Annotated in this window: 9 protein-coding genes; 2 read left to right on the top strand and 7 right to left on the bottom strand. The window is 61.6% G+C overall.

From position 1 onward, the window contains the following. Complete coding sequence (locus KGB29_RS01140) at positions 1–2433, top strand: SAM-dependent methyltransferase (RefSeq protein WP_154862262.1); 2433 nt, start codon at positions 1–3, stop codon at positions 2431–2433. 399 nt (positions 2434–2832) lie between these two features. Here the strand turns inward: KGB29_RS01140 and KGB29_RS01135 are convergent, their stop codons facing one another. The 4 genes from KGB29_RS01135 to KGB29_RS01120 all read right to left on the bottom strand — a co-directional run bounded on the left by KGB29_RS01135 (position 2833) and on the right by KGB29_RS01120 (position 6499). After that, the gene (locus tag KGB29_RS01135; protein ID WP_102669643.1) at positions 2833–3216 is read right to left on the bottom strand and encodes a VOC family protein; all 384 of its coding nucleotides are present in this window, start codon (positions 3214–3216) and stop codon (positions 2833–2835) included. A 92-nt stretch (positions 3217–3308) separates the two neighbouring features. Beyond that, on the bottom strand, positions 3309–4427 hold the full coding sequence (locus KGB29_RS01130) for an S-(hydroxymethyl)glutathione dehydrogenase/class III alcohol dehydrogenase (protein WP_150813666.1): 1119 nt from the start codon (positions 4425–4427) through the stop codon (positions 3309–3311). Between the two features lie 109 nt (positions 4428–4536). After that, on the bottom strand, positions 4537–5505 hold the full coding sequence (locus KGB29_RS01125; RefSeq protein ID WP_150813667.1) for an ABC transporter substrate-binding protein: 969 nt from the start codon (positions 5503–5505) through the stop codon (positions 4537–4539). 154 nt (positions 5506–5659) lie between these two features. Next, complete coding sequence (locus KGB29_RS01120) at positions 5660–6499, bottom strand: hypothetical protein (protein ID WP_150813668.1); 840 nt, start codon at positions 6497–6499, stop codon at positions 5660–5662. Positions 6500–6608: 109 nt separating this feature from the next. On the opposite strand from KGB29_RS01120, the gene KGB29_RS01115 reads away from it, so the two are divergent. Next, on the top strand, positions 6609–7520 hold the full coding sequence (locus KGB29_RS01115) for a LysR family transcriptional regulator (protein ID WP_150813669.1): 912 nt from the start codon (positions 6609–6611) through the stop codon (positions 7518–7520). A gap of 118 nt (positions 7521–7638) precedes the next feature. Here KGB29_RS01115 and KGB29_RS01110 read toward each other — a convergent pair whose 3' ends face one another. From KGB29_RS01110 to KGB29_RS01100, 3 genes are all read right to left on the bottom strand, one after another. Beyond that, entirely contained in the window at positions 7639–8880 is a 1242-nt protein-coding gene (locus tag KGB29_RS01110; RefSeq protein WP_150813719.1) for a thiolase family protein, read from the bottom strand. An 8-nt stretch (positions 8881–8888) separates the two neighbouring features. Then, positions 8889–10772, bottom strand: a complete 1884-nt coding sequence (locus KGB29_RS01105; RefSeq protein WP_150813670.1) for a feruloyl-CoA synthase — start codon at positions 10770–10772, stop codon at positions 8889–8891. A 91-nt stretch (positions 10773–10863) separates the two neighbouring features. Beyond that, positions 10864–12312, bottom strand: a complete 1449-nt coding sequence (locus KGB29_RS01100) for an aldehyde dehydrogenase (RefSeq protein WP_150813671.1) — start codon at positions 12310–12312, stop codon at positions 10864–10866. Positions 12313–12329: the final 17 nt, after the last annotated feature.

Below are 12329 nucleotides of genomic sequence, written 5' to 3'. Positions count from 1 at the left end.
ATGCATTCGCCGCCCTTGCTCGCCCTGGCACTGCTGTCTGCCTCCGCGCTCGGCTATGAGGTGCTGCTGCTGCGACTGCTTTCGATCATCCAGTGGCACCATTTCGCCTACATGATGATCAGCGTCGCGCTGCTCGGCTACGGCGCTGCCGGCACCGCCGTGGCGCTGGCACGGCCTGTGCTGGCGCCGCGCTTCCACGGTGTGTTCATCGGCGGCGCGGTGTTGTTCGGGCTGAGCGCCATCGCCTGCTTCAGCCTGGCCCAGCAGGTTCCGTTCAATCCCCTCGAGATCCTCTGGGACGCGCGGCAGTCGGCGCGCCTGCTGATGATCTACCTGCTGCTGTTCGTGCCGTTCTTCTGCGCGGCGGTGTGCATCTGCCTGACCTTCACCTGCTTTCAGGAACAGATTCACCGGATCTACGCCTTCGACATTCTCGGCGCCGGCGTGGGCAGCCTGGCGGTCGTCGCCGCGCTGTTCGCCCTGACGCCCGTCGATGCGCTGCGGCTGCTGGGCGGCACCGGCATCGCCGCCGGGGCGCTGGCCGGAATGGCTTGCACCGGGCATAGGCGCTGGCTCGCGCCGTTGTTGCTGGCGGCGGCAGTCGCGGTGCCGGCCGGCGTGCCCGGGCGCTGGATCGCCCTGTCGCCCTCCGAGTACAAGGAACTGAGCCAGACGCTGCGTATCAAGGATGCGCGCGCAATCGCCCAGACCTGGAGTCCGCTGGGTCTGCTCACGGTCGTCGACAGCCCGACCATTCCCCTGCGCTACGCGCCTGGCCTGAGCCTCAACGCGACACAGGAACCGCCCGCACAACTGGCCATCTTTACCGACGGCGACGGCCTTTCCGTGCTGAACCGCTATGACGGGCGCCGCGAGCCGCTCGCCTACCTGGACTACCTGACCTCAGCTCTTCCCTATCACTTGCTGCGCCAACCCCGTGTGCTGGTGCTGGGCAGCGGCGCCGGAGCCGATGTGCTGCAGGCGATCTACCACGGCGCCAGCGCGGTAGATGCCATCGAACTGAACCCACAGGTGATCGATCTGGTCCAGCGCCGCTTCGCCGACTTCTCCGGCAAGCCATACAGCGCGCCCAACGTCCGTGTGCTGATCGGCGAGGCGCGCGGCCTGGTGGCTTCGCGCGGCGAGCCTTACGACCTGATCCAGATCGCCCTGCTGGACTCCTTCGGCACTGCCTCGGGCGGCCTGCATGCGCTGTCCGAGAACTACCTGTACACGGTGGATGCATTCGCCGAGTACCTGCGCCATCTCGCGCCCGGCGGCCTGCTGGCCATCACCCGCTGGGTCACCCTGCCGCCCCGCGATGTTCCCAGGTTGCTGGCCACCGCGGCCGCGGCCATCGAGCGCGACGGGCAGGCCAGCGCGGCGCGCCGCATCGTCATGATCCGCGGCTGGAAGACCGCGACGCTGCTGGTCAGCAACAGGGATTTCGACGACGCCGGCATCGCTGCGCTGCGGGAGTTCTGCCGAGCGCGCTCCTTCGACCTGGCCTACTACCCCGGGATGACCGTGGCCGAGGCGAACCGCTACAACCTGCTCGACCGGCCCTGGTTCTTCGACGCGGCGCAGGCCCTGCTGTCCGGCGAGCGCGCGGAGTTCCTGGCGCGCTACAAGTTCGACGTGCGTCCGACTACGGATGATCGGCCGTATTTCTTCCACTTCTTCAAGTGGCGCTCGCTGCCGGAACTGTTGGCGCTGAAGGCGCAGGGCGGCCTGTCAATGCTGGAGTGGGGCTATCCGGTGCTGATCGCCACGCTGCTGCAGTCCAGCGTGGCCGCCGTGCTGCTGATCCTGGCGCCGCTATGGGTGGCGCGGCGGCGCCAGCGACGCTCTCGGAATGCGGCTTTGGCCAGGTTCGAACTTCGGGTCGTGTCCTACTTCGCCGCCATCGGCTTCGCCTTCATGTTCGTGGAAATCGCCTTCATCCAGAAGTTCACCCTTTTCCTCAGCCACCCGTTGTATTCGGTGGCGGTAACGCTCAGCGCGTTCCTGATCTTCGCTGGCCTCGGCAGCCGTTACTCCGGTCGGCGGCGGGGGGACATTGGAACGGGTGTGGGGCCCCGTCATCCGCTCGCGCGGCCAGTCCTGGCGATCTGCGCGATCGCCCTGCTCTACCTGATCGCCCTGCCCCCATTGTTCCAGCTGCTGGCGCCGGTGGGGACCCTCGCCAGGTTCGGCATCTGCGCCGCGCTGGTAGCGCCGCTGGCGTTCGCCATGGGCATGCCGTTTCCGCTCGGACTCGGGCGCGTCTCCGCGCGCGCCGAAGCACTGGTGCCGATCGCCTGGGGCGTCAACGCCTGCGTATCGGTGGTGGCGGCCGTGCTGGCGACCCTGTTGGCGATCCACCTGGGCTTCACCGTGGTGTTGCTGCTGGCGTTACTGCTGTATCTCGCGGCGGCGGTCGCATTTCCCTGATCGCGGCGGTTCGCAGCAAAACGTCAACAGCCCCTGGTGAGACGAATGGCCTGTTGGAACGCCGCTTGCCGCAGTTCACACGTCTCGCCGTGTCGAGGAGCGAGGGTGACGCCTTTCCAGCTTCGAAGCTAAACATTTGAAAATGTGGACGTGTGCGTCATGCCAAAGATGAGAGGTTCCGTGCCGCAAGCAATTGGTTTTGGCCGACGCAGTCGAGTCGTAAGAGGTGGTTTTCATCCCATAGCTGCCGGTGGTGATCGGCAGAAACCGGCCAGAAGCTGTCGTTCGAACACCAAGGTTAAACGGGCTTGTTCAAGCCACCATTGCAACCTTACGGATTACTAATCCTTGCGAGTAAGGGCTAATGACGAAGCATCTAATGATGCCTCGTCTTGAAGCTTAGGCTGGCTTGAAACAGTACGCAGCCAGCTTGTTCCCATCGAGATCCCGCGCGTAAGCCGCATAGGCGTCAGGTGCCCAGCCTCGCGGACCCGGTGCACCTTCGTCGGTGCCGCCACTGGCCAGCGCCGCGGCGTGGAAAGCGTCAATGGCGGCACGATTCGGCGCCTCGAAGCTGATGGTGACACCATTACCCACACTGGCCGGGGCGCCGTTCGCCGGTTTCAGCACGAAGAAGGATGGAGCGCTCTCACCCCAGATCGAACCATTCTCGTCCAGATCAGCGATGCGTTTTTGGCCCAGGGTACCCAGGACATTGTCATAGAAGCTGCGCGCTTTTTGCAGGTCGTTGGTACCGACAGTCACATGAGTGAAAATGGTCATCTTTGTGCTCTCTTTGGTGTAGATACGGTGGGTTGATGTTGCAGGTTTTCGCGCCTTTGACTCGCCCTGACGGGCTTCGCCAATCTGTTGAGTCAGCGATCGAAATGGATAACGGTGCGGATGCTTTCGCCTTTGTGCATCAGGTCGAAGGCTCTGTTGATCTCGTCCAACCCCATGGTGTGGGTAATGAAACTGTCCAGCGGAATGTCGCCCTTTTGCGCGTTCTCGACATAGCTGGGTAGCTCGCTACGTCCTTTCACACCGCCAAATGCCGAGCCGCGCCAGACGCGCCCGGTCACCAGCTGGAAAGGACGGGTACTGATTTCCTGACCGGCGCCAGCGACGCCAATGATCACCGACTCACCCCAGCCCTTGTGGCAGCACTCCAGGGCGGCGCGCATCAGATGGACGTTGCCAATGCATTCGAAGGAATAGTCCACACCGCCCTCAGTCATCTCGATGATCACGTCCTGGATCGGCCTGTCATAATCCTTGGGGTTGATGAAGTCGGTAGCGCCCAGTTGCCTGGCAATCTCGAACTTGGCCGGGTTGATATCGATCGCGATGATCCGGCCGGCCTTGGCCATGGTCGCACCGATAATGGCTGCCAGCCCGATACCACCCAGACCGAAGATTGCCACGCTGGCTCCCTCCTCCACCTTGGCCGTATTGATCACCGCGCCAATGCCGGTGGTCACACCGCAACCGAGCAGGCAGACCTTCTCCAGTGGCGCATCCTTGGGGATTTTGGCCAGGGAAATTTCGGGAAGCACGGTGTATTCGGAGAACGTCGAGGTGCCCATGTAGTGAAAGACAGGCTGCCCTTCGTAAGAGAATCGGCTGGTGCCATCTGGCATCAAACCTTTGCCTTGAGTGGCACGGATTTTCTGACAAAGATTGGTCTTGCCGGAGGTGCAGAATTTGCACTCGCCACATTCCGGGGTGTAGAGCGGGATCACATGGTCGCCCACCGCCAGTGAAGTTACCCCCTCGCCAACCGCTTCGACGATACCGCCACCTTCGTGGCCAAGAATAACGGGGAAGATCCCTTCGGGATCGGCGCCCGATAACGTAAACGCATCGGTATGGCAGACACCTGTCGCAACAATGCGTACCAGCACCTCACCGGCTTGCGGCGGCGCTACATCGACTTCGACAATTTGCAGAGGCTGGTTCGCCGCGAAGGCGACGGCCGCTCGTGATTTGATCATGTTCGTGATTTCCCGGACGCAAAGAGGCGCCGTTCCTGTGTAGAAACAGTCAAGAGATTGTGTTCATAGGAGCGTTACAGAGGGCGGGCGTCCTTGCCCTTGAGGCCGATTAGAGCGATGCCTCGATCTTCTTTGCTGCGGCTTCGTCGACCCAGGCATGCCAGATTTCCGGGTGTTCCTTGAGGAACATCCTGGCCAGCTTCGGCGATTCGATGCGTTCCCGGGTCATCCTCGCCAGGTTCTGATTCAACAAGTCGATCGGAATGTTGACCTTCTCCAGTACTGCGACCAGTTCAGGAGCCTGTTCATGAAATGCCTTGGAGAGTCCCACCATGGTGATGACGTCTTTGTTGGCGCCGGTCTTTTCCTCCAGCCTTATCGCATCGATCTGCCCCATCAGCGGCGTCGGTGACCAGTAGTAGAACAGCACCGGCTCACCGCGTTTGTAACTGGACAGGACAGCCGCATCCAATGCCGCACCGGTACCTGGACGAAAGTTTGTGAACGTGTTTTCAAGACCATACTCTTTCAACATCTCGGTATTGTCCTGCTCACAGATCCAACCCGCAGGACAGTTGTAGAAACGGCCTTTGGACGGTTCTTCCGAATCGCGAAAAACACTCGCGTACTTGCTCAGGTCCGCGACTGTCCTGAGGTCGGGCGCCTGCGCCGGCCGGTTACGTTTGGCGTCCCCTTCAACGACGTAACGCGGCACATACCAGCCCTGAGTCGCACCAATGATCGGAGCGCCAACCCCGACAACCTTTCCGGCCGCCGCCGCCTTTTTCCAGACTTCGCTACGCTCCATCCACTCTTCGCCAAACACCTGAATGTCGTTGCCGGCCAGTGCGGTCTCGAGAATGATGGTGTTACCCACCAACTGATCCGTTGCACAGCCATAACCATCCTTGAGCACGATCATCATGATGTCGGTGAGGAGCATCCCGCTCTCCCAGTTCAACCCGGCAAATTTCACCGACTTGCCCGATTCACACCACCCTGAGGCCTGGCTTGAAGCACTACCGACAAGCAAGCCAAGGGTGAGCAAAGAGGCCAACAAACTCTTCCTGTTTTTCATGATCAGACGCTCCGAATCATTATTATTGGGGGCAGCGAACTGTTGTGTGCGACACAGGAGCAAACGAGTCCATCAGATTTAGCATGGACAAGTGCGTGCGCAAACACGTGAAACAAAGGCGTGAATCAATTGCATTTATTGTTATTGGCGAAGCTCAAGCTAATGGATCAACAGAAGTACGCCCGTAGAACAACTGGCGCGCATAGGCACTGAACTCGACATCGGGCTGGTCCACGTACGCAAACACCGCGTTGAGCCTCAACCTGTCCCCTTCCACCGGCGTGACCCGGTGCAATGAATAGCGGCCGCGGAACAATGTCAGGGTGCCGGGCACTTGAGGCAGAACCTCTACCTGCTGTGTTTGCGAGTCATCGAGGAATTGCCTGACCGCGTCATAGCAATCGTCACTTTCATTGCGCAGCATCCGCACATACTCGAAATCCCCACCGGTGCTTGCAGCCTGAAGCGACAGCGTGACGCTGAAGTCGGAACGATCAAAGTGCCACCCCAACTCCTGCCCTGCCGTGAAGCCCTGCAAGTTAAGGGCGGCTAATGGATCGGCATGACGATAGAGCGTGTCCAGAGCCAAAACATCTTTGATGAAAGCAAGGACTTCGTCCGATCCATAGATCTGCCGGATCAAATGGTCGGCAGGAATATCGGCATAGGCAACAGTGTCTTTTGCCGTGTTCATCAAGCGTCGTAGCGGGTGTTCCGGATCAACGCTTTCGTCCTGAGGTTTGAAATAAACCGTGTGGCTTTCCCGAAAATGAAACATGCGCGAGTGCAGTGCAAGTGTCTGCTGCGCCATCGCGACAACCGATGGATTGCGAACAAAACCCGGAAAGATCGCAACGCCCTCTTGTGCCAGCAACGACTGACTGTGAGTGACCAGTGCGAGATAAGCGGGGCTGGTGCGATCGGTGATTGGGTAACGCTCGAGATCGACGAGATCGCCCAGGGTTAGCGCAGGTGTGAAAGGCAGGGTAGTCATTGTTGTTGGTCTCCGTTGGCTCTGCTGGATTCAGATTGCATCGGCACCAAAAACAAGTCACGCTCATAATTTTACGCAATTTTGTGAATTATTTTCAGGTCGTATACCCATGAGACTGACGCTGGATCACTTGGTGATGTTGCAAACCTTGTCGGAAGTCGATTCGATCACCGCGGTGGCCGAACGTTTATGGCTGACACCTTCAGCCGTCAGTCACCGCATACGCGAAGCGGAGCGGCGGCTAGGTGTGAGCCTGACGGAAAGATCAGGAGGAAAGCTCAGACTCAGCCCTGCCGGCGTGCGCCTGGAACGGGCCGCCAAAGACATCATCGCCATACTCAATGAGGCTGAGTCCGAGGCCCGGTCCATGGCTGGTGGCGTCACAGCGTTTGTCCGTATGGGTGTCACCTCCTACGGCCCATTTCGCTGGATTCCAAAATTCATCAAGCACTACTCAAGTCTTCGGCCGGACATCGAAATCACACTGGTGACCGTGCCCCGTAACGACGTTTACGCGAGCCTGATGCAAGGCAGACTGGATGTGTCCATTATCGATGACGGCATGGTGCCTAGCGGTGTCGCGAAGTTGCCACTTTTTCGGGACGATTTGATTGCAATCATGGCAACCGATCATCCCCTTGCGGGAAGGAAAAATATCTATGCGGAAGACTTCAAGACTTACAACCTGGTGACGTATTCGACCGATCGCGCCAGTGGCTGGGAGTATGACCGTTTCTTCGCCCCCGCCAGCATCTTGCCGCGCCGCATGATCACGGTGGAGTTGATCGAAGCCATCGTTGAACTGGTCCGCTCAGGATACGGAATCAGCATATTGCAACGGGATTTGGTAACCCCCAGTCTTGAACGCGGGGAACTTGCGTGGGCCGCCCTGAATGACGGCCTGGATATCGCCTGGAACGCAATCGTTCGGCCCTCGGAACGGGAAGATAGCGAGGTCAGTAAAATGGTAACGGAACTTGATACCTGGATTAAAAACTCAGGAAAGACTGAACGCAGCTAATCGCTGGTTAGCGCGTAAAAATGGTTTTTTAGTCGATTGCAGCCCTTCGCGACGGGCAACAATCGGCCAGAAGCCGTCATGGGCAGAAAACACAGCTTGCCCGTCAGCCGACGAATTCTTAGGCACGCCAGGCGGGATTTTCGATCAGTAGCGCCATGCCCTGCCCACCGCCAACACAGGCCGCGGTAACCCCGTAACGCAGATTGTGCTCACGCAGTTGTCGGGCCAGGGTCAGCACCAGGCGCAAGCCACTGGCGGCCAAGGGGTGGCCGAGTGCCAACGAACCACCCTGGACGTTCAGACGCGAAGGGTCCAGCTCCAGCTCCTGAGCCACTGCCAGGACCTGGGCGGCCTGGGCTTCGTTGATTTCAAAGCGGTCGATCCGATCCAGGCTCAAGCCGCTGCGCTGCAGCAGCAGGCGAATCGCCGGTGCCGGACCGATGCCCATGAACTCCGGCGCCACCCCGACCACCGCGCTGGCCCGCAGCAAGGCCAACGGTGTATCCCGACGGGCCGAAGCGCGCCCGACCAGGGCCGCCGCCGCGCCATCGACCACCGCACAACTGTTGCCGGCGGTTTGCACCCCGCCTTCGTGCACGGTGTGCAACCGGGACAACGCCGCGATGTCTCCGGGCCGTGGGTGGCTGTCTTCACTCACCGTGTCGACGCCGCGTGACAGGCGGATGCCCCGTGGCTGATAGCCTTGCAGTTCGAACACCTGATGCCCCACGGCAACGAGCTCGGGTGCCAGCCAGCCCGCGTGTTGTGCCGCAAATGCCCGCTGATGACTGGCACAGGCGTATGCGTCCACCGCTTCTCGACTCAGCCCATAACGCCGCGCGAGGTTGTCGGCGGTGGTGATCATGTCCACCCCGGGAGCCGGGTCGTACAAGGCTTCCCAGAGAAAATCCTTGAACTGCACTTGCGCGCCAAGGCGGAAACCGCCTCGATGGGTATAGGCCGCAATCGGATTGCGCGACATCGATTCGGTGGCCACGCACAGGGCCAATTGCACGCCGTCATCCAGTTGCCTGGCGGCCTGGCGCAGCAGTTCGAAACCGGTGGCGCAGATCCGCTGCACCCCCAGTGCCGGAACCGATTGCGCCACGCCGCTGTAGAGGCCGATGTGCCGTGGCAGCATGTAGGCATCGAAACTGGCCTGGGCCATGGAACCCGCCAGCACGCTGTCGACTGCCAGCGGGTCAACTTGCGCGCGCGCCAGTACTTCGCGCCCGACCTTGATGCCCAGGTCGATCGGCGACACCTCGGCCAGTGCCCCACCGAGGTCCACCCACGGTGTGCGCACCGCATCGAAAATCGCCGCATCGGCAAAGGCCGAGTACTGCCCGCCGGTGTTCAGGACTTCGCTCACGACTTCGCCCCGGCGCGCAGGATGGCAGGATCAAGCCCGCGATACAGCGCCTCGACCTGCTCCGCGCGCCACTGCAATACCGCACGCTGGTTGATCGAACCCTTGTCGGTGATTTCCCCCCGATCGATGGACGCCGGCTCGTCAAGCAAGGCGATCCATTCCAGGCGACTGGCATTGCCCGTGGCCTCGCGATTGAATCGCTGCAACCAGCCGGCGAACCACTCGCGCACCGGCGCGCTGGCCAACACCTCGGCGTCGCTGGCACTGGCCGCCAGCCCTGACAGCCGTCGACATTCGAACATCCGCGCAAAGACCAGCGCGCCCAGGCACTCGCGATCCGGCGCGGTCACCACCAGGTCCTGGACATAGGGTGAACCTTCGAGCACCGCGCGGCTGCGCAACGGCCCGACGCTGACGAACACCCCGGATGACAACTTGAAATCTTCGGCGATGCGCCCGTCGAACATCAGCCCCAATTGCGGATCGCGCGGGTCGGCGAGCTTGAGCGCATCTCCGGAGCAGTAGAAGCCCTGCGAGTCGAACGCATCGTGGGTCTGCTGTGGTGACCGCCAGTAGCCGGGCATGATGTGCGGCCCACGAAAGCGTCCTTCGAGTTTGCCGTCCACCGGCACCAGGCGCACCTCACAACCTGGCGCCGGCAAGCCGACATAACCGGCCATGGACAACGGCCCGGTGGTGAAGGTGCAAGACGGCGAAGCCTCGGTCATGCCGAGCCCGGCCATCATGCGGATACGCTCACCGCAGTGCTGTTCGCTGATCCGGTCGAGGCGGTCCCAGACACTTTGCGACAGACCGGCGGCGGCAAAGAAAAACAGACTGATACGCTTGAAAAAGATCTCCCGCAGCTCCGCGTCCTGCTCCAGTGCCGAGGCCAATTCTTCCCAGCCTTTGGGTACGGTCAGGTAGGCCGTAGGCGACACGTCTTTGAGATTACGCAGGGTTTGCGCAAACCCCTGCGCCGTGGGTTTGCCGTCGTCCAAGTAAAAGCTGCCACCGTTGTAGAGCACGATGCCGACGTTATGGCTGCCGCCGAAAGTGTGGTTCCACGGCAGCCAGTCCACCAGCACCGGCGGTTCTTCGCCGAACACCGGAAAGGTCTGCAACAGCATCTGTTGGTTAGAGCACAGCATGCGCTGGGTGGTGATCACCGCCTTGGGCAGCTTGGTCGAGCCGGAGGTGAACAGGAACTTGGCGATGCTGTCCGACCCCGTGCCAGCAAAAGCGGCCTCGGCCTCGGCCCCGCCCGGTTGTTCAAGCAGGCTGGCGAAACTCACTTGGTGGCGTCCCGCGATTTCGCCCCGGACGGTAATCATGGGCGTTTCAGCGGGTATCACGGCATCGATGGCGCGCTGGTAGGCCACAGCATCACTGACAAACACCAAGCCAGGTTGCAGCAGATCGCAGACGTGACGCAGCTTGGCGAAATCCTGGGACAGCAGCGAATAGGCCGGCGACACCGGGCAGTAGGGAATGCCCGCGTACATGGCGCCGAAGGCGAGTTGCAAATGCTCGATGTCATTGCCTGAGAGCAACACCAGCGGTTTGTCTGCTGACAGGCCGTAGCTCAACAGGCTTTGGGCGATGGCCCGAACACTCTCGAGCATCTCGGCGTAACTGACCCGGCGCCAGTCACCGTCGGCCTGGCGGGCGGCGATAAAGGTTTGCTCGGGACGCACCTTGGCCCAAAGCACCAAACGGTCAAGCAGTCGCGATGGATACTCGGCCAATGGCTCCAGGGAACGCATGTGCAACGCGCCCTGCTGTTCTGTGACCTCAACCGCTGCGCGACCGATGGCCACGTGACGGTAGCGCGGCGCGCAGGCCTCGATGTGGGGTTGCGATCTGAATTCGGAACTCACGTGCTTGTTCTCCATCAAGGCACGCTACCACCAAGCCGCACGAATGGGCATGGCGGTGGCTACAGCCTTTTTTTATTGTTATTTCTGCGGTTCAGATCGGGTAGTGCCGCGGTCCATGCTGCAAAGTAACCCAGCGCAACTGGGTGAAATGCTCGATGGACGCCTTGCCGCCAAAGCTGCCGTAGCCGCTGGACTTGACTCCACCGAAGGGCATTTGCGCTTCGTCGTGCACGGTCGGGCCGTTGATATGGCAGATGCCCGACTCGACCCGTTGGGCCAGCGCCAGGGCGCGCCCGGTATCGCGGCTGAAGATCGCCGCCGACAACCCGAACTCGGAATCGTTGGCCAGACGCAGCAACGCTTCATCGCCCACCCCGCGCAACAACACCGCCACCGGGCCGAAGGATTCCTCGCGGTACAGACGCATGCTCTCGTCAACGCCATCGAGCAGGGTCGGCTGCAAAATGCTGCCGTCCAGCTGTCCACCGACCACCAACCGCGCGCCCTTGGCCAGGGCATCATCGATCAACCCCTTGATGCGCGTTCCGGCACTGGCATCCACCAGCGAACCGAGCACCGAATCCGCCAGCGCGGGATCACCGGCGCGCAGGGTCTCGACCTTGGCCGCCAGCTTTTCGACAAAGGCGTCGGCGACCTTGGCATCGACGATCAGCCGTTCGGTGGACATGCAGATCTGTCCCTGATTGAAGTACGCGCCGAAAGCGGCTGCCTCCACCGCCGCATCCAGGTCGGCATCATCGAGCACCAGCAATGGCGCCTTGCCGCCCAGCTCCAGCAAGGCTGGCTTTAGGTGGCGCGCCGAAAGCTCGCCGACGATGCGCCCGACATGGGTCGAGCCGGTGAAGTTGACCCGCCGCACCGCCGGGTTGGCGATCAGCCGCTCGACAATCGCCGAGGCATCCGCCGGGGCATTGCTGATGACGTTGACCACGCCGTCACCCAACCCTGCATCCTGCAAGACCTGGCCGATCAGACGATGCACCGCTGGGCTCAGCTCAGACGCCTTGAGCACCACGGTATTGCCGCACGCCAGCGGCATGGCGATGGCGCGGGTGGCGAGAATCACCGGGGCGTTCCACGGGGCGATCCCCAGCACCACGCCACAGGGTTGGCGCAGGGCCATGGCAAAACTGCCCGGCACATCCGAGGGAATCACTTCGCCATTGATCTGGGTGGTCATCGATGCCGCTTCACGCAGCATGTTGGCCGCCAGCCGCACGTTGAAACCGTACCAGTTGGCCATGGCCCCGGTTTCGCCGGCCGCCGCGATGAATTCGTCGCTGCGCGCCTGCAACTGCTCGGCCGCCTTGAGCAAACGGGTGCGACGTTCATTGGGCGCCAGGGCGGCCCAGGCGGGAAACGCTGCCTGGGCCGCAGCCACCGCGGCATCGGCATCTTCCAGGGTGGCGGCAGCAACCCGCGATACCAATTCACCGGTCACCGGGTTGCGGCGCTCAAAGGTTCGACCGTCGCGGGCAGGCAGCGACTGGCCGCCAATCAACAGGGGCACGTCCAGCATGGTGATTCCTCTTTATT

This window comes from Pseudomonas sp. BF-B-30, from assembly GCF_019956305.1.
GTDB classification, from domain to species: domain Bacteria; phylum Pseudomonadota; class Gammaproteobacteria; order Pseudomonadales; family Pseudomonadaceae; genus Aquipseudomonas; species Aquipseudomonas jessenii.
This window is presented reverse-complemented; position numbering and strand designations above follow the sequence as displayed.